Consider the following 22,646-nt stretch of genomic DNA (forward strand, 5'->3'; position numbering starts at 1 on the left):
TGATTATGCAAAAACTGGAAGATATTAAGCTCGCCATTATAGGTCTTGGATATGTTGGCCTGCCCCTTGCTGTGGAGTTTGGCAAGCATCGGACGGTGGTTGGGTTTGACATCAACCAGCCGCGTATCCAGGCCTTGAGATCCGGTCACGACTCCACGCTGGAAGTGAGCGATGAGGAGTTGAAGCAGGCCGGCAAGCTCAGCTTCAGTTTTAACCTGGACGAATTGTCCAGTTGCAATACGTTCGTCGTGACAGTGCCTACGCCGATTGATGAGTACAACCAGCCAGACCTTACGCCACTGATCAGAGCATCAGAGAGTATCGGTAAGGTACTGAAGAAAGGCGACTTGGTTATTTATGAGTCGACCGTCTATCCCGGCGCAACCGAAGAAGACTGTGTGCCCGTCCTTGAGAAGTTTTCAGGATTAAAATTCAACGTCGATTTTTTTGCCGGATACAGCCCTGAGCGTATTAATCCGGGAGACAAGGAACACCGTGTCACTACCATCAAAAAAGTGACTTCCGGATCCACACCTGAGATCGCTGACTTGGTGGATGCTCTTTACAACCAGATCATTATTGCTGGCACGCACAAGGCAAGCAGCATTAAAGTTGCCGAAGCGGCGAAAGTTATTGAAAACACCCAGCGCGACTTAAACATCGCTCTGATCAATGAGCTGGCTATTATTTTCAATAAAATGGGTATTGATACGGAGTCAGTGCTTCAGGCCGCGGGCACAAAATGGAATTTCCTGCCATTTCGGCCAGGCTTGGTGGGCGGACACTGCATCGGCGTCGACCCCTACTACCTGACTCACAAAGCTCAGTCCATCGGCTATCACCCCGAAATCATTCTCGCGGGTCGCCGTCTCAACGACGGAATGGGTGCATATGTGGTCTCCCAGTTGGTAAAAACGATGATTAAGCGTCGTATTCACGTCGATGGCGCTCGTGTACTGATCATGGGGCTGGCGTTCAAGGAGAACTGCCCGGACCTGCGTAACACGCGAATCGTCGATATTGTCAATGAGCTGAAAGAGTACAATATTGCAGTGGATATTTATGATCCATGGGTCAGTCCTGAAGAAGCTAATCATGAATATGGCATAACGCCTATTGTTGAGCCAGGCACTGATGTTTACGACGGTATTGTGCTCGCCGTTGCACATAATGAATTCAAAGCTCTGGGCGCTGAAAACATTCGGAAGTTTGGTAAATCTGAACACGTTCTTTACGATCTTAAATATCTGCTGAGTCGTGAAGAGTCTGATATTCGTTTGTAATTTTATCCATGTGTTCTATTTTCAATAAACGAAGAGTCAATTTATGTCCCGCTATGAAACGCTCCTGGAAACACTCAAGACCTCACCTAAAACGTGGTTGATTACTGGGGTGGCCGGATTTATTGGTTCCAATCTATTGGAGACTCTGCTTGGTCTGAATCAAGTTGTCGTCGGCCTTGACAATTTTGCGACGGGTCATCAGCGCAACCTTGATGAGGTTAAGGGTGCCGTCACTGCGCAGCAATGGGCTCGTTTTAGCTTCATCGACGGTGATATCAAGGTATTGGATGATTGTCAGCGCGCGTGTGGAGGGGTTGATTACGTGCTGCACCAGGCGGCGCTTGGATCGGTACCACGTTCTCTGAACGACCCAATCGCTACGAATGCCACCAATATTGATGGATTTCTCAATATGCTGGTGGCGGCCAGGGATGCGCAAGTAAAAAGCTTTACTTACGCTGCCAGCAGTTCTACTTATGGAGATCACCCGGGGTTGCCGAAAGTGGAAGATATTATTGGCAAACCACTTTCCCCATACGCGGTTACCAAATATGTTAACGAGTTGTACGCTGATGTTTTCGCCAAATGCTATGGGTTTGATACTATTGGTCTTCGGTATTTTAATGTTTTCGGTAAGCGTCAAGATCCAGAGGGAGCATATGCAGCAGTGATACCCAAATGGGCTGCCTCCATGATCAATAACGAAGAGGTTTTTATCAATGGCGATGGCCAAACGAGTCGGGATTTTTGTTTTATCGAAAATACCGTCCAAGCTAACTTGTTAGCTGCCACCACTACAGATTTGACCTCACGTAATCAGGTTTACAATGTTGCAGTCAGCGGTCGAACAGATCTAAATATGCTGTTTACTTCTTTACGTGACGCATTGGCGAAAAATGGGATTAACTATGATAAGCCTCCAGTGTATCGGGATTTTCGAGCGGGGGACGTTCGCCATTCGCAAGCAGATATCAGCAAAATAAAAAATCAACTTCAGTATGAGCCGCACTTTAACATCGTTGAGGGTGTTGAAAAAGCTATGCCATGGTACGTACAGTTTTTGAGTTAAAGTTATTTTTGACTGTATGTACGAATGAATGGTAGATAGGGGACAACAAGTTGCTAGCAAAACACGGGGCCGCTTATCTGGTTGTAAAGTTGATACCAGCAATATTGTCTCTTTCGGCGTTGGTGATTTTTACGCGTATTTTGACGCCTGCTGAGTACGGAGTTTATTCGCTCACCATCTTGGTTGCTGGTGTCGGCAATGCGGTATTACTACAATGGTTAAGCTTGGGCGTCGGCAGGTATCTTCCTGCCGCAGCTGACAAAGACGATGAAAATCGCCTGCTAACGACCGCAAAATCGATTTCATTTACTATTTTTGTTGTTGTTATTGTTTTTTCACTTGGTTGCGCAGCCATAGGTGGGTTTTCAACATTTTCAATAATATTCTGGATCGTCGGTTTTTTATTTGCGGCTCAAGGTTGGCATGAACTTAACTTAAAAATTTTAAATACATCGTTAAAGCCTTTTGATTATGGGAAGGTGCTCATTGTAAAAAGTGCCGTTGGCTTTTTTTTATCTGTGCTTGCAGCTTACTTGGGGTTTGGTGCCGCAGGTATATTGGTCTCGATTATAGTGGGTTCAATGTTGGCTTGCATAATCAGTAGACAGATATGGAAAGGCTTACCTTGGTTTTCTATTAATAGGGATTACTTGGGTAAATTATTCGCTTACGGCGCTCCATTAACGATTACTTATCTCCTGATATTTATCATTGATGCATCTGATAGGTTTTTTATCGAGCGCATGGTGGGTGTTGAGGCTGTTGGCGTATATTCAGCATCGTATGAGCTGAGTCAGTATTCAATCGGCATGCTGACATCCGTCGTCCACTTGGCTGCCCTGCCATTGGTGATAAATGCATTGGCTAAAGAAGGCTTGCTGGCGGCGGGTTTAAAACTACGACAGACTTTTTCATTAGTTTTTGCGGTTGCTGTACCATTGTCGGCAGGGATGGCGTTGACCGCCCCTGATATAGCATATTCTATACTCGGAGATAAGTTTAGAGAGGGCGCTACTGTAATCATACCTTGGATCGCGTTGGCTATGTTTTTAAGTACAATGAAATCATATTACTTCGATTATGCATTTCAGTTGTCAGGATCTACTCGAATACAGATGGGTATTGTGTTCGTAAGTGCGATCGTGAATGTTGTCTTCAACTACTTCTTAATTGCTGCGTATGGTGCTACAGGCGCAGCGATTTCGACGGTGATCGCTTTTCTTGTTTCCTTGATACTAAGCTGGATTCTAGGGTTGCATGTATTTGCCATGCCGCGCCTCCCCTATAAAAATGCGGCGCAAGTCATACTTGCTGTGGTCGTTATGGCTGTAATTGTAAGTAGCATTAATCTTGAGCTTTCTTTATTTTCCTTTTTCTTAAAGGTCATTTTGGGTGGTGCGGCCTATATAGCTGTGTTGCTAGTGTTTAACGCGCGATATTTGATTGCCAATGTTCCAGTATTTTTAAAAAATAATCACTGAGTGTTAGGGGGGATTTTGCCATATTTTACAGTGTTTACGCCGACATATAATAGAGCGTATATTTTGAGTCATGTGTATGAGTCGCTTAAGGCTCAAACCTTTCAAGATTTCGAGTGGCTTATTATAGACGATGGTTCCACCGATGGAACGCGATTACTTGTCGAAGAATGGATGCAAGAGGAAAAGTTAAATATTCGTTACATTTATCAAAATAACAAAGGTAAGCACGCGGCGCATAATAATGCGGTCGAGAATGCAAAAGGCTATTTGTTTTTGGTTTTTGATTCTGATGATAGGTGCGTTAGCACAGCTCTGGAACGATTGAAGTTTCATTGGGAAGATATTAGCCCATTGCATAGAGAGCAGTTCTCAACGCTTTCAGTTTTATGCATGGACGATAATTATAATGTTTTAGGTCACGAGTATCCAAATTATATATGTGATGTTGCTGATCCTGACCAGCAGCGGCAATACCGTTCCACTGGAGATAAGTGGGGCGTTAATGTCACAGATATATTGAAGCAATATAAATTTCCAATCATCGAAGGTGAGCGATTTATTGCGGAAAGCATCGTTTGGAATAGAATGTCACTTGCCTATTCTGCTAGATTTGTTAATGAAAAGTTATGCGTAAAGGTTTATCGAAGTGACGGGCTTACGCAGTCCTCGGTGCGAGTCAGAGTTAACAATCCTCGTGGCACCAGCATGGTGTACCTTGAAGAGTTTAAGGTGCTGAAGGGGCTCGTTTATAGGTTTAAGTCGGCTATTAATTACGTTAGATTTGCCCTAAGGACAAACAAAGTGGAAATAATTTTTCCAAGTTATAAGTCCTCGCTGTTGATGATTTGTGCGCTGCCCGTGGGCTTTGTTTTTTATCTTGTTGATTCCTATCGAGTGAAGAAGTAGGTGTCGGGTTGTAGGGTTTTGTCGACTGTTTATCAGAGGTTGAGGCGATATGTATAGCTTTATAGCAGGCTTTACTCTATTGATAGTCGCAACTTTATCGCGTGTAACTATAAAAGATGCGTTCCATCCATCTTTTATATTTCCTGCTATTTGGGGTGTTGGATTATGCTTAATAGCCTTCACTCCTTTATTAGGTTTTTATGCCGTTGAGTCTGAGGCGCTGCTGATTTTTATTTTGGGTGGTATGATATTTAGTGCGGTCTCTATTTGTATAACCTTTTTTGCCAAGAATTTCGTGTACGAAGGTTTTTTTTATCGCACACTTAATTTTAATGGTTTATTTTTCCTCTTTGCTTTTTCGCATCTTCTGGTTTTACCGGTTGCTTACATTGATTTATCTGCGCTCGGTTCTGACTTTGAGCAAATATCATATAACGCAAGGGCAATGACGGTCGCTGGAGAGTCAATATTTGGCCGTCTAACAGCAAACTATCTGCTTCTAGGGCTGGTAATAATTCCGTTATTCACAATAGCCTTGGCTCAGAGAAGAATAGGATGGCTGAAGTATCTTGTAATCGCTTTACCATGGTGTGCTCTAATCTTAGTTGGTAGCGGCAGGGCTGGGTTGGTTCAGATGTTGTTAGGCTTGGTATTTATTTATCGAGTTGTAAATAAAAAACTTCCTATTAAGATAATGGTGTACTTGGGGCTGTTGCTTTTGATAATTTTATTTGTTGGCGCTATCGCAACAAATAAAATTGATGTTAGCTCAGATGAAAGTTTGGGCGAAATTATTTTTATAATGCTAAAGCATGTAGCAAGTTATGCCCTGCAAGGGCCAATCCTGTTTTCACTGTATTTTGATGGTGCCGTTCAAGTCTTCGAAAATTGGAGCCCCTTTATATCGGTTTGTCACTTACTGTCCATGTTTCAGTTATGTACGCCTTCAGCCATGCACGCCGAGTTTAATTTGTACGGTGATGGATTAGATGGTAATGTTTATAGTTTGTATTTCTCCATTTTTCCTGGCTTTGGTGTTATGGGTGTAGTTTTTTTCATAGCACTATATTCCGCAGCTTCAACCTATGCTTATTTGAAGGCTAAGCAAGGCCACATTTTCTACATGGTTATTTCGGCTTACTTATATTCGGCGATTGTCCTGTCATTGTTTTCGGATAATTTTTTGCCTTCGTTATGGTTCTTTATTAAGGTCTTTGTGATTGTGATTTTTGTTTTGTTATTTTTTTCAAAAAAACAATTTCACAAGGGCTAGGGTTAAATTTATGAAAAAAGAAATTTCGGTTATGGCATTCACGCAGGGCGAAAAGGTGCCAAGTACACGGTTTAGAGTGGACTATTTAAAATGTGGCTTAAAAGAAAAAAAAATAAAAATCAATATCTCTAACGCTTATGAAAGTGCTTATCCGCCCAGTGAGCGTAAGCAAAGATTGCTTTGGGCTATCAAAGAGTTTTGCTCCAGGCTTTTTGGTGTCTGCAAAAGTTTCAAATTCGATGTGGTTATATTGCAGAGGGAGATGATTTCGACGATACCTACTCTGGAGAGGTTTACCAAAAAACCACGAATTTTAGATGTTGATGACGCAATTTGGCTACGCCGAGATGGATGGGCGGCCAATGCGATTGCGAAACACGTTGATCATATAGTTTGTGGAAATACTTATATCGCCGATTATTTTCGTAAGTTTGGCAAGCCAATAACTATTATTGCCACTCCGGTCAATATTGATAGGTTTTTTCCTTTAAAAAAAGATTGCGTTGCCAAGATAATTGGATGGTCTGGCACGTCTGGAGGTTTCAAGTTTTTATATGATATAGAAGATGTTCTGGCTCAGGTGCTTAAGGATAATCAAGGTTGGAGGTTGCGCATTGTTTCTGATCAGTACCCGCGCTTCAACAAAATACCTGATGAGTCGATTGAGTTTGTACAGTGGGCAGTGGAGAATGAAGTCAACTCAATCGCCACTATGGATATTGGGCTGATGCCACTGGATGATACTGAATGGTCGCGAGGCAAGTGCAGCTATAAGATGTTACTTTATATGGCTTGCGGTGTTCCGGTCGTTGTATCTGACTTTGGTATGAATAGCGAAATTTTAAAAAATGGGTTTGTCGGTTATGGAGCCATTACGCCTGCTGAATGGTATAGCTCTTTAAACGCATTGATTAATAGTCCGCTAGACAGAGAACTTGCGGGCCAGCATGCTAGAGATATCGTTGTTAAAAAGTATTCCCAATATCAGGCTTTTAATGAATGGGAGAGAGTGATCAGAGAGACTGCTGAAAAAAGCCGCTAATGAAGAAGTAAATTTATACTGTTTGCCTGAAAAATTAATTAGGGAAGGATTTCGTAGTGTGTGGAATAGCCGGTTACTTTCATTCGAAGCCGTCCTATATAACTGATCGTCATGTCGTTCAGATGGTTCAGGCCATAAATAAGCGTGGCCCCGACGGTTCTGGAACATGGACTGATAATGCCCAGGTTGTATTAGGTCATGCTCGTCTGGCTATTCAGGACCTCTCACCCGCAGGCCATCAGCCGATGCAAAGCGCGAATGGCCGTTATGTGATCGCGTTCAACGGCGAAATTTACAATCATCGGACCCTCCGAAAATCACTCGAAATCCATTCCGAGGCGCCTGTTTGGCGCGGGCACTCAGACACGGAGACTCTTTTAGCATGCTTCAACAGCTGGGGTGTCGAGAAAACGCTTCAAGCTACAGTGGGAATGTTTGCTATCGCTTTGTGGGATCGTGTAGAAAATAAGCTTGTGCTTGCACGTGACCGACTGGGTGAAAAGCCGCTTTATTGGGGGTGGTTGGGTGATATTCTGGTTTTCGGGTCTGAGCTTAAAGCGCTTAAACAACATCCCGATTTCGAAGCAACTATTGATAGGGGCGCGTTATCTTTATACCTCCGCCATAATTATGTACCGGCCCCTTATAGCATATATACAGGTATAGAAAAACTCATGCCTGGTCAGTATGTCAGTATTGTCTTGGGCCAAAATAGAAAGTCGGTTAAGCCAGCATTTTTTTGGACGTACAATGAAGCTGTTGTAAGGGGGTTGGATCAGCCCTTGGTTGGCAGCGAAGCTACCATTGTAAACGCTCTTGAATTGCAGCTAGATGAAAGTGTTGGAATGCAAATGCTATCCGATGTGCCCCTAGGTGCGTTTTTAAGCGGCGGCGTCGACAGCAGCCTAATTGTTGGGCTGATGCAGAAACAAAGTCAGCGGCCAGTCAAAACGTTCACCATCGGTTTCAGTGAGGCTGGCTTTAACGAGGCGGAACATGCCTTGGCTGTTTCCCGCCACCTGGGTACCGAGCATACGGAAATATACATTCAGCCTAAAGACGCTTTGGATGTTATTCCTCACTTACCGGAAATTTATTGTGAGCCATTTGCCGACAGCTCACAGATTCCAACGTTTTTGGTTAGCCAGCTTGCAAAACAGCAAGTCACGGTTGCTCTGAGCGGTGACGCTGGCGATGAGCTGTTCGGCGGCTATAATCCTTATCAATTCACACCGCGGGCGTGGAATTACATCAGTAAATTGCCGGTCTCTTTACGGCGGTTGGCGGCGTCATCCCTGAAAGTTCTGCCGTTGGAAGGTAGGATCGAAAAGCTGGTGGATATTATGCACACCTCTACCCGAGAAGATTTTTATCGGCAGATGATCAGCCACTGGAAGGACCCCCTTATTGCGGTAAGAGGTGCGAAAGAGCCTGCAACGCTGTTGGATACACCCACCAGCTGGCCCTTGGTTAAGTGTAGGTATGAAGAGTGGATGATGGCGATGGATGCGCAAACCTATATGGTCGACGATATCTTGGTAAAGGTTGATCGCGCCGCGATGGCCAATAGCCTTGAAACACGTGTTCCACTCTTAGATCATCGTGTTGTCGAATTCGCTTGGCGTATTCCCTTGCATTTGAAAATTCGTCAGGGTGTAGGCAAGTGGGTATTAAGAGAAGTGCTCTATCGGCATGTTCCTCGGCAGTTGATTGAACGTCCCAAAAAAGGATTTTCCATTCCTATCGCTTCTTGGTTGCGTGGACCATTGCGTGAGTGGGCGGAAAATCTGTTGAGCGAAAGCCGACTACGTCAGGAAGGTTATTTTCACCCAGCGCCTATCCGGTATATCTGGACGCAGCACCTTGCTGGACGTTCGGATTATTCGAGCAGGCTGTGGAGCGTTTTGATGTTCCAGGCGTGGCTGGAGGAGCAGGGCCGGTGAAAGTTACCCATATTATTGTTGGCCTTAATATCGGTGGCGCTGAGTTAATGCTGCGTCGAATCTGTGAGTCTTTCAACTCCAATTCCGATGACGAACACAATGTCATTTCTTTAACGGATCTGGGCGAAGTCGGTTCATTGTTGCGTGCTCAGGGTGTTACCGTTGATACCTTAGGCATGCGAGGCGCCTGGGACGTTTTTAGCGCATTCAGCAAGCTTGTGCGTTTTTTACGGTCTACTAAGCCTGACGTGGTACAAACTTGGATGTATCACGCTGATTTGCTGGGCGGGCTCGCTGCACGTCGGGTCGGTATAAAGGCGGTTATCTGGGGTATCAGAACCACGGACGTCAGTAGAGGGGGAGGAAAGGCGACAATCGTTATTCGCAGACTTTGTGCGTGGCTTTCGTCGAGAGTGCCTAGCGTCATCGTCTGTGCTGCGCAAGCGTCGAGAGCGTCGCATGTCGCGGTAGGCTACTCCCCCGGCAGAATGACTGTCATTCCCAATGGGTTTGACCTGGACCGCCTGGTTGCTGAACCTCAAGAACGTGAAGCAATTCGATCGAACCACGGTATCGATGAGGGTGCTTTGGTTATTGGTAGTCTCGGACGTTATAACAAAGTTAAAGACCACTCCAGTTTCGTCACGGCAGCCGGGTTTGTTGCCGCCCGATTTGCACATGTCAAGTTCCTGATGGTAGGTCGTGACGTGGATCGCGCCAACGAGGCGCTAATGGCCGAAATTATGGCAACTGGATACGCTGATCGGTTCGTGCTTCTGGGTGAGCGTCGTGATGTCCCTGCATGTTTTAAGGCGATGGATATATTTTGCCTGCACTCTCTCACCGAAGGCTTTCCCAATGTTTTAGGCGAAGCCATGAGTATGGCGTTGCCTTGCGTGACGACAGAAGCCGGAGATGCTGCTTTTCTGCTGGGTGAAAATGGACTTGTCGTGCCAGTACAAGACCCTCTGGCATTGTCTGAGGCCTTGGCGAAGATTGCAGTGTTGACTGCCGACGAACGCTCAGCGATGGGACAGGGTGCCTATAAGCGGATCGTTGAAAATTTCACGATGAAATGTGCAGAGCATAAATTTAAAGCAATCTATGACAGTCTTTACTCAAATCAGGACATTCATTGATGTGTGGTTTTAGCGGGATTTTCCAAGCCGGTAATGATGATTTGGTCTCTGTCATTACCCGGATGAACGATGCCCTTACGCATCGTGGCCCCGACGATCGTGGGGTGTGGGTCGACGATAATGTGGGGTTGGCCCTCGGGCATCGACGCTTGGCAATTGTCGAGTTGTCGGAGGCTGGTCACCAGCCTATGTATTCCAGTTGCGGACGATTTGTAATTGCTTTCAACGGCGAGATCTATAACCACGCCGAACTCCGGCGGAAGTTGGACATTGAGGGGTTGTCGCCGCCGGTATGGCGAGGTAATTCTGATACCGAGGTACTGGTTACAGGCCTTGCTCGCTGGGGAGTCGAAAAGACCTTACAAGCTTCGGTGGGGATGTTTGCCTTCGCGCTGTGGGATAGGCAAGAACAAGTATTGACACTTGCGCGTGACCGGATGGGTGAAAAGCCTTTGTATTATGGCTGGCAGGGCGACACTCTGCTTTTAGGTTCAGAGCTTAAGGCTATCAAGGCTTTCCCGCAGTTCATCTGGGAAGTGGATCGCAACGCTTTGGCGTTGTTGCTTCGTCACAACTGCATTCCGGCGCCTTACAGTATTTACAAAGGCATCGCGAAGCTTGAGCCTGGTCACTACGTAATGCTTGCACTGAACAATCTCCCTGCCGCGAAAGCCTCAGTCCCTCAGGCTTATTGGCGTTTCAATGACGCAGTTGCGAATGGCATCGCCAATCCCTTCCAAGGAACCCCCGAACAAGCAACGGATTTACTAGAGGCACAATTACGTTCCACTATTGGCCAGCAAATGCTTGCAGATGTGCCTTTGGGGGCGTTTCTGAGCGGCGGTGTTGATAGCAGCACAATCGTAGCTATGATGCAGGCACAAAGTACTCAGCCGGTTCTTACGTTCACTATAGGATTTGACGAAGGCGGCTATGACGAAGCTACACATGCCAAGGCTGTCGCCCGGCACTTGGGTACGCAACATACAGAGTTGTACGTGCGTCCTGAGGACGCATTAGCGATGATTGCGCGTCTACCCTCGATGTATTGCGAGCCGTTCAGCGATAGCTCGCAGATTCCTACGTTTCTGGTCAGCCAAATGGCCAGCAAGCATCTGAAGGTTGTATTAAGTGGTGACGGGGGAGACGAGCTCTTCGGCGGTTATAACCGGTACCTCACCGCCAAGAAGGTCTGGTCGAAAATGCAGCAGTTGCCGCCATTTGCCCGTCAATTAAGCGCCGAGCTGTTACGGTCACTTTCGCCCTCTAGCTGGGATACTCTGTTCCATATCTTCAAGCCATTGTTGCCTAGGCGTTTACATCTTAGTACGCCAGGTGATAAGGCGCATAAATTGTCTGAGGTTCTTAAGCTCGCCGACGGTCACGAGTTCTACCACCGGTTGAACAGTCACTGGGCCGATCCTGCTAGCGTCGTGATCGATGGTAAAGAGCCCAAAACCATTTTCACTGATTCTTCACGCTGGCCGCAAACCAATAGCTTTGAACATTGGATGATGGCAATGGATGCGCAAACCTATATGTCGGATGACATCATGGTTAAGCTTGATCGTGCAACCATGGCGGCTAGCATTGAGGGGCGTGTGCCGTTGCTTGACCATAGAATCGTCGAACTGGCTTGGCGTATGCCGCTTGATCTGAAAATTCGCAATGGGCAAGGCAAGTGGTTGCTGCGTGAGGTGTTGTATCGACATGTTCCCAAGGAACTTATCGAACGCCCGAAGCAAGGATTTGGCATTCCGCTGGACAGCTGGCTTCGAGGGCCTCTACGGGATTGGGCGGAGGAGCTTTTAAGCGAGGATCGGCTGCGTAGCGAAGGATATTTTCATGCAGAGCCTATCAGGCGTAAATGGGCGGAGCATTTGAGTGGCAAAAAAAATTGGCAGCACCACCTCTGGGATATCCTAATGTTTCAAGCATGGCTGGCTGAGCAATAAAATGAAATTTTTTTTAATCGCAAGTTACGCTGACTCACTGATAAATTTCCGTGGCCCTTTAGTTGATGCGTTACGTGCACAGGGACAGGAGGTTCACGTTGCCGCTCCGGATATGCCTTTTGGCTCAGATGTTCGCGTGCACCTCGAGCAGAAGGGCGTAGTGGTGCACGAGATACCTCTAAGGCGAGTGGGTATGAACCCATTTTCCGATCTGATGACTCTTTTTGCACTTTGTAAGCTGATGCGGGATATCAAGCCTGATTCGGTATTAGCCTATACAGTCAAACCGGTTATCTATGGCTTGTTAGCCGCGCGGATCATGAAGATAAAGCGCCGTTTCGCGCTGATTACGGGTTTGGGTTATGCATTTCAGTCAGAGGATAACCAGGCTGTTAGCTCTCGAGGAATGCTTAAGATACTCGTTCAACGCCTGTACGCACTTTCTCTGAGCTTCGCAACGCGGGTTTTCTTTCAGAACCCGGACGACGAAGCTCTTTTCAGGTATTTGCACTTGATCTCGGTTGATACACCATCGACTATTGTAAATGGTTCGGGTGTCGACGTTAACGATTTCAACGTTGCGTCCTTTCCAGAACATCTCAGTTTTCTCCTGATTGCTCGACTATTGGGCGATAAGGGTATCCGAGAGTTTGTCAGCGCAGCGCGTGAGGTGAAATCTACACGCGCAGATGTGAAGTTCAGGATCGTGGGATGGATTGATGAAAATCCTAACGCTATTCTCCGCGAGGAACTCGATGCGTGGATTGCAGAGGGCACAGTTGAATATCTGGGTCGGCTGAAAGATGTAAGGCCCGCCATTGCAAGCTCAAGTGTTTATGTTCTGCCCTCTTATAGGGAGGGTACGCCTCGAACTGTTCTGGAGGCGATGGCCATGGGACGGGCAGTAATTACAACTGATGCTCCTGGATGTCGGGAAACTGTGGTTGATGGTGTGAACGGGTTCCTGATTCCGGTCAAGAATGTCGATAAGCTTACTGCGGCCATGTTGAAATTTGCTGAGAACCCGCATCTTGTTTCTATGCTGGGTAGGAAGTCTCGTGAGCTGGCAGAACTTAAGTACGATGTTAAAAAAGTCAATGCAGCGATGTTACAAGGCATGGGGATTTAATTATGATTTCCCGTTTCAGCTACACGTTATTTTCTAAAAAGTAGAAGCGTCTGGTTCATAAATATATTTTAATTGTTGCTTATATAATATATGTCAGGTGGATAATGTTGAAGCGTTCATTAGATTTTTTAGTTTCGTTGTGTGCTCTGCTTTTATTGGCCCCGGTCATGGTCGTAATCGCTTGGTTGGTCAAACGGAAGCTTGGTTCGCCCGTCCTTTTTAGTCAAGTCAGACCGGGGCTGAACGCGAAGCCATTCACGATGCTAAAGTTTCGGACGATGCGTGATGCGGTTGGCAGTGATGGCAAACCTTTGCCCGACTCAATGCGCATGACTCGGTTCGGCACCTTTCTACGCTCCAGTAGTATGGATGAACTTCCTGGCCTCTTTAATGTACTCAAAGGGGACATGAGCCTTGTTGGACCCAGGCCGCTTCTTATGGAGTACCTCCCTCTTTATAGCGCCGAGCAATATCGCCGTCATCATGTCAGGCCTGGTGTGACGGGATGGGCTCAGGTGAATGGCAGGAACTCTTTGAGCTGGGAGGAGAAATTTAAACTAGACGTATGGTATGTTGACAACCGGAACCTTTGGCTTGACATTAGAGTGGTTTTTTTGACGCTGAAGAAAATCGTGGCCAGGGAAGGTATTAATGCAAGTGGTGAAGCAACAATGCAGCGGTTTACGGGCTCAAAGGAGCCTGAATAAATAGTGATGAATTTTTATGAGAGTGAACTTTATAGTAATATGTCCTTTTCGGCATAAAAATTAGGATTCTGTGTATGTTGGGTACAACATTTTCTGCTTGGCCTTCCTTCAGTGAAGAAGAGGGCAACGCTGTTCGCGATGTTATCCTTTCAAATAAGGTAAATTATTGGACCGGCCAAGAATCCCGCCAATTCGAGGTTGAGTTCGCGGCCTGGGCTGGTACCAAATACGCGGTTGCGCTTGCCAATGGCACGGTCGCCTTAGACCTTGCGCTCAAGGCACTGGGAATAGGCAAGGGCGATGAAGTAATAGTAACGTCTCGAACCTTCCTGGCTTCAGTATCCAGTATCGTTAACGCTGGCGCCATTCCAATATTCGCTGACGTAGATCTGGACTCCCAGAACTTCACCGCTCATTCCATTGAAGCGGTCTTGACGCCTCGTACCCGGGCGTTGATCTGTGTGCATCTAGCCGGTTGGCCCTGCGACATGGATCCAATCATGGACCTTGCTCTGCAGCGGGGTTTAAAAGTAATCGAAGACTGCGCACAAGCTCACGGTGCTCACTATAGAGGGAGGCCTGTCGGCTCCATCGGTCATATAGGGGCTTGGTCCTTTTGCCAGGACAAAATCATGACTACCGGTGGTGAGGGTGGCATGGTTACGACTAATGACAAGGAGCTTTGGGCACGCATGTGGGCATATAAAGACCATGGAAAGAGCTGGAAGGCTGTTTATGAAAGCTCTCATCCTCCGGGTTTTCGCTGGCTGCACGAAAGTTTCGGCACCAACTGGAGAATGATGGAGGTTCAGGCTGTCATTGGTCGCATTCAATTGGCCAGAATGAAGGACTGGCAAGCTAGCCGCGCGAACAATCTTGAAGCTATATGGAATTCTGCCCGTCTCTTGCCAGCCTTGAGGGTGCCGGATTTCCCTAAAGGGGATGTGCACGCCGCTTATAAATGCTATGTATTCGTTCGGACTGAATGCTTGAAGGAGGGATGGTCCCGTGATCGAATCCTCAGCGAAATAGTCTCGCGCGGGGTGCCTGCATTCTCCGGCTCTTGCTCGGAGGTATATCTTGAGAAAGCGTTTGATGATACCGGTTTACGGCCGCCATTCCGCTTGCCGAACGCCAGGGAGCTGGGTGAAACGAGTATGATGTTTCTAGTGCACCCGACCTTAGAAAATAGTGAGATTGAGCTGACGTGTAAGGTACTGACTGATGTAATGCAACAGGCTTCTGTTTAGTAGCTCCTTCGTTATAATACTGCGTTATTTGGCAATAAAAGCTTGACTGGGAGCAAAAAGTGTACAAGGGATTTATAGATCGTATACGTGCGTATTTGTTGAGCCTTCCTCGCCGACAGAAACGCATACTGCAGGTGCTTACGGACGTTATTTTAGTCTGGGTTGCGCTGTGGCTGGCTTTTGTAGTTCGTCTGGGAATGGACGAAATGATCAATCCAGTTAAGATGCATTTATGGTTATTTATTTGCGCACCGGTAGTTTCTGTTCCCTTGTTCATTCGATTTGGTATGTATAGAGCGGTAATGCGGTATTTCGGCAATGATGCTCTTATTGCAATTGTTAAAGCGGTAAGTCTCTCAGCGTTGGTGCTTGGTGTGGTCGTATACTGGTACAGCAACCATCAAAATGTAGTCCCTCGATCCATTATATTCAACTACTGGTGGTTGAGCCTTATCATGTTGGGCGGCTTGCGCCTCGCAATGAGGCAGTATTTTCTTGGCGATTGGTTCGCGGCGGCTCAACACGTACCATTCACCAGCCGTGAGGATGGTTTGCCACGTGTGGCTATCTATGGTGCAGGCGCCGCTGGAAATCAGTTAGTTGCTGCTTTGCGCATGGGGCGTGTCATGCGGCCAGTTGCCTTCATTGATGATGATGACAGCATTTCTGATCGAGTAATTGCAGGATTGCAGGTTTATAAGTCCAAACATATCCAGCGGATGATTGATGCAACAAGCGCTCAGGAGATTCTCTTGGCTATTCCCTCAGCCAATCGAGCAAGGCGCCGTGAAATTCTTGGCTTTCTTGAGGGCTATCCTTTACACGTGCGCAGTATTCCGGGGTTCATGGACTTGGCAAGTGGGCGCGTCAAGGTCGACGATATCCAGGAGGTGGATATCGCTGATCTATTAGGGCGCGACTCGGTACCTGCCCAAGGCGAACTGCTCGAACGCTGTATCCTTGAACAGAACGTCTTAGTGACCGGAGCAGGTGGCTCCATCGGCTCAGAGCTGTGTCGGCAGATCTTGGCCCTCCATCCCAAGACTCTTCTATTGTTTGAGCACAGTGAGTTTAATCTTTACTGTATTTTGTCAGAGATTGAGCAGCGTATTGTACGTGAGTCGCTGCCGATTCGAGTGTTGCCCATCCTTGGCTCAGTTCGCAATCAGGAACAGTTGATTGATGTAATGAAGACATGGCGTGTCGATACCGTTTATCATGCTGCCGCCTATAAGCATGTACCCATCGTAGAGCACAATATTGCTGAAGGTGTCTTAAATAACGTTATTGGAACTTTGAATACCGCGCAAGCTGCATTGCAGGCGGGGGTTTCAAACTTTGTATTGATTTCCACTGATAAAGCTGTGCGTCCGACCAATGTCATGGGTAGTACTAAGCGATTGGCGGAATTGACTTTGCAAGCGCTCAGTTTGGAGGTCGCACCGGTTTTGTTCGGAGACGAGTCTAATGCTCCCAAGGTCAACAAAACTCGTTTTACCATGGTTCGTTTTGGCAATGTGCTTGGGTCGTCGGGCTCTGTGATTCCTTTGTTTCATAAACAAATCAAGTTGGGGGGACCATTAACAGTTACACACCCGAAAATCACCCGGTATTTCATGACCATACCTGAAGCAGCTCAGTTAGTGATTCAGGCGGGGTCTATGGGGCAGGGGGGCGATGTATTTGTGCTCGATATGGGTGAGCCGGTCCGGATAGTCGAGTTAGCTGAAAAAATGGTTCATCTGTCGGGTCTCAGTCTGCGTTCCGAAAAAAATCCTCATGGTGATATTTCTATTGAGTTCACAGGGCTTCGACCTGGAGAGAAGCTGTATGAGGAGCTTCTGATCGGTGACAATGTGGTTGCCACACAGCACCCAATGATCATGAGTGCGAACGAGGACCATATTGAATGGGAGGTACTGAAGTCCAAGTTGACTGAGCTGTTGGACGCGGTCAAGAGAGATGACTATGCTCGTGTGCGGCAGCTGCTTCGTGACACTGTAAGTGGTTATACGCCGGACGGTGAGATCGTTGACTGGATCTATCAGCAACGCAGGTTGGAACCTTAGGCCTACAGTTCACGTAGCAGGTTATTGAAGGCTGGGAGGATGATCGGACTGTGCAGTCCGATTCCCTAGTAGCTGTAAAAACCTGAACCGGATTTTCTTCCGAGCTTATTAGCTCTTACCATTTTTCTCAGCAAGGGATGAGCCCTATATTTCGGGTCTCCGGTCTCATTATGCAGTGTTTCCATAATTGAAAGATTGACGTCGTTGCCGATCAAATCTGCCAGCGCTAGCGGCCCGATAGGATGATTGGCGCCAAACTTCATCGCTCTGTCTATTTCTTCTGCGCTCGCGACACCCTCAGCCAAGATTCCTATTGCTTCATTTATCATTGGAATCAACATTCGATTGACGATGAAGCCCGGGGCTTCATTCACTAATACCGGCTCTTTGTGCAGTGTCTTGGCGAAGTCGAAGGCCCAAGAGGCTGTGTGTTTCGAGGTCGAGAAACCTACAATGATTTCCACCAGCTTCATCACGGGGGCTGGATTAAAAAAGTGCATGCCTACTACATTCTCTGGATTTTTTGTGAGGCTTGCCAGTTCAGTGATGGATAGTGAAGATGTGTTCGATGCTATTATTGAGGAATCTTTTGCATAGGACGCTATATCGCGAAATATCTTATGCTTGATAAGCATGTCTTCAGATACTGCCTCAATAATTAAATCAGTATTTTTGATTGCTTCATACTCATTGGAGATAATTACTTTTTCTGAAAAAGATATTGCATCTTTAGTAGACAATCTTTTTTTGTTAACCATACGCTCCCAGCTGAACTTGAGGCTTTCGTAAGCCGCTTTGCAACCGGTCTCGGAGCGACCTATCCATACGATAGAGGAGGTTACCTCGCTCTGCGCAAGTAATTGAACGATCCCTTTTCCCATGGTTCCTGAGCCAATGACGGCAACTTTTATCTCTTTCATGTAGTGTTTAGTCCTTACTGGGAAGCTGAACGAAGTGGCTTTGCGGGATTGCCAAACACCGTAGTATAGGGGGCTACGCTTTTAGTCACGACTGAACCCATCCCAACAACCGCTCCCTCACCAATTACAATGGGCCTTTCCGGCGTACCCTGACGAATCATTGCGCCGGTACCGATATAGGCATGGTCTTCAATAACTACACTGCCATTGCATTGAACGTTAGGAGCGAAGGTCACAAAGTCGCCGATGACGCAATCATGGGCTACATAAGAATAAATGTTCGCATGGAAAAATTTTCCGATTTTCGCGTTTGCAGTAACCGTCGTGAATGGGCAAAAAACAGCTCCCTCGCCAATTGTATTGTGGCTGAGGTTGACAGCACTTAGCGCTGAAACTGTAAACGATGATGCGCCTTCTGATATGAGGCGCTCAGAAATTTTCTGTCTGACCTTGCTATTGGCGATAGTAATGTTAAAAAATTTCTCTCCTTCCATCCTAAGAAAAGACTCAACATTTACTAGGCGGTAGCCGTTGAGGCTGTCTTCCTGAGCATTATCGTCCACGAAAATAATTTTGAGATTTTCCTGAGATGTTGTACCTAGCATCTGGCTGACCAGAGGTATAACCTCACGCCCAAAACCGCCTGCTCCTACAATTGCGTAAATTTTCATATCCGTCTCCTCATGATTCATCTGAATTCTCTCGTAGGTTTGGCAATTCTACAGATGAAATCTGGCAGTGTCAGGCACCTGTTTATCCGTTTTCAACATAAGGTCATTGCTCAAACTCAACGTCACAAACAAGACTGGCTAACCATTCATTGCAGAGTGTTCTAAAATATCAATGTGTGAAGTTTCTTAGATTTCCCAGTGGTCTTGACAGCTCCAATTAATTATGGGTTCTCTTGTTCGGGTAAACGGACAGAGGGGCTGATTAGTTGCTCCCTTTCTTGAGTTAGCAGATAGTAACCTTAAACATAAGAAATCATTACTATCAATGGCGCTGTCGGAGAATATGGTATGCGCTCCATAAAGCCCACTTTAAATGATTGCGCGCTCAGCTATACGGCGTGAGCAAGCAGTTCCACGGTAGCAAGGCTTCGTAATCTTCAATTGATGTCTCCGTTGGCAAGTGTTCGAGTGCGTGGCGGCCCATTACTTTTTCAAAGCGGTGCAGGAGTAAACCGTCCACATATTTTAGTGTTCAGCAGCATTGCCAGAACGCTGGGGCTGGCCATGTTTTTTTCAATCACCTGAGCCGATTTGTCCGCAGTGACCAGTGCACTCTCGCAGTCGCGGCAACCGTGGACTTTACGAACGTCTTTGATCACCCGTATCTGCATCGGGACGATTTCAAGTTGTTTGCTGATTTCCTCGCCAATGGCGTGTTTGCGGCAACGGGGCGCAGGTCAATTCATGCTCGGGCAGTTCGTGAATTACTTCGATGCGCGGCAGAACGGCGGGCAGAGGCTTGCGCTTACCACGGCGCTTGGCAGAGGCTACGACCTCTTCTTCATAGTCTTTATCGATAGCTTCGACGACGCTTTCTGCTGCGTTGAACAGGGCCAACAGAGGCGTCGCTGTACGATGAGCATTTTCTTGAGACTTCCCTCATAGAGTTCCCCGCTGGAGAGCAATCTGGAATCTTGAAGGTGCACGCACTCGATCAAAACACTCGCCCAGCGTTTTTTCGCTGTTCCCCAGCTTCACCTAGAGCTTTACTTGAGTTGATTTCTCCCCTCTAAGCCAATCTGTGATAACGGCAACTTTTTTCATTGCGGGTCGCTCAATAAGGGAGAACGTTAGGCCACATATAAAAACCAAAATCGGAGTGAGCGCCAGAATGAAAAAACAGTATTTAAGTGCACTTATCTGACTAATTAATGTGCTCTCAAAAACCAACTTAAACATCACATACAATAGAATGCCGTGCAGGAGATACATGCTGTAAGCCAGCTCTCCCATTGTTCGCGAGACTTTGCTTTTAAATAAGCCAAAAATACTGTTGCCGCCTGCAATTAGACAGAAAACAGCTACCAATAACGTTTTCGCCAGCGAGCTTTCATATACTGAAGGAAAACCTATAAAGACCAAGATCAGCAATAACAATATAATTATAGAAGAGCATTTAGACTTGGAGAAAGCCTTAAAGGGCTCTAATCTCACAACAATGGCCGCGAACATACCGCCGACGAACAACCAATACAAACCATTTACAAAATACAGGCTGCCGAACCCATACATGCATAGCGCACTCAATAAAAGATATTTGATTGATGATTTGCCGCCAATGGCCAAAAATATTAAAGGGAGTGCGAAGTAAAAAGTCCACTCATATGGGAGGCTCCATGCAACACTAGCATTAATTAGATTTGTGTTTGCTAGGCCATTTATATCAGGGGAACCATATCGAATGGTAAAAAACAGCCATTTTGAGATGCTTAAAATTATTTCACTGAGTTCAGCTGGCGGCTTATCCCTGGTAATTATAAAAACAACTAAAAACAGTAACCCCATTGAAAAAAAATAAAGAGGCACTAGCCTTAAAAATCTAGACACATATAGCCTGAGCCAATCAACTCCAGAGTTACGAGAGTCAAGCAATTTAGAAAAAAACAAAAATCCCGTTATCATAAAAAACAGCGAAACTCCGACCTGTCCAAGATTTACGAAAACCCTAATTGGAGGATTGGTCCAGCTGCCAGTCTTCAAATAAAAAAACCATATACAAGAGTGATGAAGAAAAACAAAAAAAGCTAAATAGCCTCTTAGCCCATCAATAGTAATAAATCGATGAGCATTATCCGAAACAGATAGTCTGCTAGAAATAAAATACGTCGACAACAAAGCTATAAGCATCGCCAAAAAGGCGAAAAGTACGCCGATTATTTCCACTGTTTTTATTCCCTATTGTATTTTTACCATTCAATCTTATCATGATATCTTTTTTACTCGCTCTGCATTTTAAACGAAAGGGCTCCTCAGCACCCCATCGGTGAGTCATTTTGATTGCTCTGACATACGCTTGGCACGCACGTAAGGCAATTACCGCGTTATCTCCGTCATTGGCGATCGCGACAATTTTTTTGCGCATGCGCTGGTTCAAGTTGAGCTCGACGGGTTGCGTGGACCAGGCTGACGGCGTCGAGGGTGGCATGCATGTAGCATCCACGCATAGGACTCTCGGCCGTTGGTAGAGGCGTTGTTGTCGATCGGCAGGTAACCTTCCTCGACGTATCGTTCCAACTTGCTCCAGTTAATTGCGAGGTAACTGATGGCTTTGCCCAAGGCACTCTCAGCGTTGAACTGGGGCTGCGTTTCAATCCGGCTTTTCAACTGAGCCTTTTTCTATGCTTTCCTATGCGCCATTTTTTCAGCGTTCACACCCTGTAACTCAAGTACTTTTGACGCCCTCCAAACATCGCCTACCTTAGAAAAGCAGCTTCGGAAAAGCTGCTTCTCTCTAACCGATGTCATGGAGCGTCAACAATGAAAAACACTTACATCTCCTCCCTAGTCTTCGCTCTCCTCACCAGCCTCTCGGCCGCGACCACCGCAGCCCCGTCCATCAAGCCCGAGGCCCCAACCCCCATCTCTGCCCAGATGATGAAGGCGGAGCAATCCGCCAAGGTCAATCTCAATGCCGCCGACGCCGAAACTCTTCGTCGTGATCTCTTCGGAATTGGCGCGGCAAAGGCTAAGGCAATCGTCGCCTATCGCGATACCAACGGTCCCTTCACGGCGATTGATGAGTTATTGGAAGTCAAAGGTATCGGCAAGGCTTTGTTGGAGAAGAACCGCGAACGGCTGGTGATCAACTAAGCGAAGTACAGGAGGAGGCCGGTCATTGATCGGCTTCTTCCTTCTCATAAATCTAGCCTTCGAATTTATCGAGTGCAACTTCCATAAGCCGATCCGCCAGAGTGGGCTCCTGAATACGGCCGAATAACACCAACGCGCCAACTCTCAGCTTCTTTCCATCAGCCACCTAAAATCGACCTGTGCAACTGCGCGCGCTATCGACGTGCCCGGGTAGAGATTTGTCGTTGCCGATATGAGGCCCGCAGGCGCAGGACCCGCTGACGGTGTGTCGTCCGTTGGGCGTCGAGATCTACAGGCTGGAGGATGAGCTGCTGAGCGGCTGGAGCCAGCCTCAACGTGCCGCCTATAAAGGCCAGCACGGTTTGCATATTGCCAGGGCGGAGTGGGAGTAAACCCGGTTCAGCGATCCTGCGCGTCCTTGGCATCCGCCTGCGCATTGCGCTGGGCCACGCGCTTGCGTTGTTCGTCGGTGAGTTCCACCTTGTTGGCGCTGTCACGCAGCATCATGAGGCCACCGACGATCGACCCGATCGCTACTACCATAATCAACCACGCATACCACGGCATAACGCTCTCCTTGAGGCAGATCGCCGTGGGAGAATTTTCCCACGGTAATAACTGCTTTGAGTGACGGGCTTTCTGAGTAGTTCAGTGTAGGC

18 protein-coding genes and 4 pseudogenes are annotated in these 22,646 nt (G+C 46.9%); 15 read left to right on the forward strand and 7 right to left on the reverse strand.

Annotation, left to right across the window (positions count from 1 at the left end):
• Positions 1–5 precede the first annotated feature (5 nt).
• The 13 genes from tviB to TU79_RS20070 all read left to right on the forward strand — a co-directional run bounded on the left by tviB (position 6) and on the right by TU79_RS20070 (position 17,246).
• On the forward strand, positions 6–1,283 hold the full coding sequence (gene tviB / locus TU79_RS20010; protein WP_057009620.1) for a Vi polysaccharide biosynthesis UDP-N-acetylglucosamine C-6 dehydrogenase TviB: 1,278 nt from the start codon (positions 6–8) through the stop codon (positions 1,281–1,283).
• A gap of 43 nt (positions 1,284–1,326) precedes the next feature.
• Complete coding sequence (locus TU79_RS20015) at positions 1,327–2,352, forward strand: NAD-dependent epimerase/dehydratase family protein (RefSeq protein ID WP_057009621.1); 1,026 nt, start codon at positions 1,327–1,329, stop codon at positions 2,350–2,352.
• Between the two features lie 50 nt (positions 2,353–2,402).
• The gene (locus TU79_RS20020; protein ID WP_057009622.1) at positions 2,403–3,833 is read left to right on the forward strand and encodes an oligosaccharide flippase family protein; all 1,431 of its coding nucleotides are present in this window, start codon (positions 2,403–2,405) and stop codon (positions 3,831–3,833) included.
• 30 nt (positions 3,834–3,863) lie between these two features.
• A complete protein-coding gene (locus tag TU79_RS20025; protein WP_269457981.1) occupies positions 3,864–4,739 on the forward strand; it encodes a glycosyltransferase family A protein in 876 nt (291 codons plus the stop codon).
• 49 nt (positions 4,740–4,788) lie between these two features.
• A complete protein-coding gene (locus tag TU79_RS20030) occupies positions 4,789–6,012 on the forward strand; it encodes an O-antigen polymerase (protein ID WP_082638603.1) in 1,224 nt (407 codons plus the stop codon).
• Between the two features lie 10 nt (positions 6,013–6,022).
• Positions 6,023–7,054 (forward strand): glycosyltransferase family 4 protein, encoded by a 1,032-nt coding sequence (locus tag TU79_RS20035; protein WP_169793803.1) that lies wholly within the window; start codon positions 6,023–6,025, stop codon positions 7,052–7,054.
• 56 nt (positions 7,055–7,110) lie between these two features.
• Entirely contained in the window at positions 7,111–8,997 is a 1,887-nt protein-coding gene (gene asnB / locus TU79_RS20040; protein WP_057009626.1) for an asparagine synthase (glutamine-hydrolyzing), read from the forward strand.
• The gene (locus TU79_RS20045) at positions 8,994–10,136 is read left to right on the forward strand and encodes a glycosyltransferase family 4 protein (RefSeq protein WP_057009627.1); all 1,143 of its coding nucleotides are present in this window, start codon (positions 8,994–8,996) and stop codon (positions 10,134–10,136) included. The genes asnB (TU79_RS20040) and TU79_RS20045 overlap by 4 nt, the downstream gene beginning before the upstream one ends.
• Positions 10,136–12,091, forward strand: coding sequence for an asparagine synthase (glutamine-hydrolyzing) (gene asnB / locus TU79_RS20050; RefSeq protein ID WP_057009628.1), 1,956 nt, complete (start codon positions 10,136–10,138; stop codon positions 12,089–12,091). The genes TU79_RS20045 and asnB (TU79_RS20050) overlap by 1 nt, the downstream gene beginning before the upstream one ends.
• Before the next feature lies 1 nt (position 12,092).
• Complete coding sequence (locus tag TU79_RS20055) at positions 12,093–13,220, forward strand: glycosyltransferase family 4 protein (protein ID WP_057009629.1); 1,128 nt, start codon at positions 12,093–12,095, stop codon at positions 13,218–13,220.
• Between the two features lie 104 nt (positions 13,221–13,324).
• The gene (locus TU79_RS20060) at positions 13,325–13,927 is read left to right on the forward strand and encodes a sugar transferase (protein WP_057009630.1); all 603 of its coding nucleotides are present in this window, start codon (positions 13,325–13,327) and stop codon (positions 13,925–13,927) included.
• Positions 13,928–14,001: 74 nt separating this feature from the next.
• Entirely contained in the window at positions 14,002–15,177 is a 1,176-nt protein-coding gene (locus TU79_RS20065) for a DegT/DnrJ/EryC1/StrS family aminotransferase (RefSeq protein WP_057009631.1), read from the forward strand.
• A gap of 74 nt (positions 15,178–15,251) precedes the next feature.
• Complete coding sequence (locus TU79_RS20070; RefSeq protein ID WP_057009646.1) at positions 15,252–17,246, forward strand: polysaccharide biosynthesis protein; 1,995 nt, start codon at positions 15,252–15,254, stop codon at positions 17,244–17,246.
• A gap of 65 nt (positions 17,247–17,311) precedes the next feature.
• On the opposite strand, the gene TU79_RS20075 is transcribed toward TU79_RS20070, so the two are convergent.
• From TU79_RS20075 to TU79_RS26115, 6 genes and pseudogenes are all read right to left on the reverse strand, one after another.
• On the reverse strand, positions 17,312–18,166 hold the full coding sequence (locus TU79_RS20075; protein ID WP_173670269.1) for a 3-hydroxyacyl-CoA dehydrogenase family protein: 855 nt from the start codon (positions 18,164–18,166) through the stop codon (positions 17,312–17,314).
• A 14-nt stretch (positions 18,167–18,180) separates the two neighbouring features.
• Positions 18,181–18,837, reverse strand: a complete 657-nt coding sequence (locus TU79_RS20080; protein ID WP_015371583.1) for an acetyltransferase — start codon at positions 18,835–18,837, stop codon at positions 18,181–18,183.
• A gap of 445 nt (positions 18,838–19,282) precedes the next feature.
• Positions 19,283–19,749, reverse strand: a pseudogene (locus tag TU79_RS25505) (IS66 family transposase zinc-finger binding domain-containing protein); the annotation flags it as partial.
• 126 nt (positions 19,750–19,875) lie between these two features.
• Complete coding sequence (locus tag TU79_RS20090; RefSeq protein ID WP_082638605.1) at positions 19,876–21,060, reverse strand: acyltransferase family protein; 1,185 nt, start codon at positions 21,058–21,060, stop codon at positions 19,876–19,878.
• A gap of 112 nt (positions 21,061–21,172) precedes the next feature.
• Positions 21,173–21,335: pseudogene (locus TU79_RS26650) on the reverse strand (lysis protein); the annotation flags it as partial.
• A pseudogene (locus tag TU79_RS26115) lies at positions 21,322–21,504 on the reverse strand (IS66 family transposase); the annotation flags it as partial. The pseudogenes TU79_RS26650 and TU79_RS26115, both read right to left, overlap by 14 nt.
• Before the next feature lie 150 nt (positions 21,505–21,654).
• On the opposite strand from TU79_RS26115, the gene TU79_RS20095 reads away from it, so the two are divergent.
• On the forward strand, positions 21,655–21,987 hold the full coding sequence (locus TU79_RS20095) for a ComEA family DNA-binding protein (protein WP_003238622.1): 333 nt from the start codon (positions 21,655–21,657) through the stop codon (positions 21,985–21,987).
• Positions 21,988–22,172: 185 nt separating this feature from the next.
• Positions 22,173–22,379, forward strand: a pseudogene (locus TU79_RS25515) (hypothetical protein); the annotation flags it as partial.
• Positions 22,380–22,386: 7 nt separating this feature from the next.
• Here the strand turns inward: TU79_RS25515 and TU79_RS25520 are convergent.
• Positions 22,387–22,554: a DUF2897 family protein gene (locus tag TU79_RS25520; protein WP_069665401.1), complete on the reverse strand. Its 168-nt coding sequence runs from the start codon at positions 22,552–22,554 to the stop codon at positions 22,387–22,389.
• Positions 22,555–22,646 lie beyond the last annotated feature (92 nt).

This window comes from Pseudomonas trivialis (assembly GCF_001439805.1).
Classification (GTDB): Bacteria; Pseudomonadota; Gammaproteobacteria; order Pseudomonadales; family Pseudomonadaceae; genus Aquipseudomonas; species Aquipseudomonas trivialis.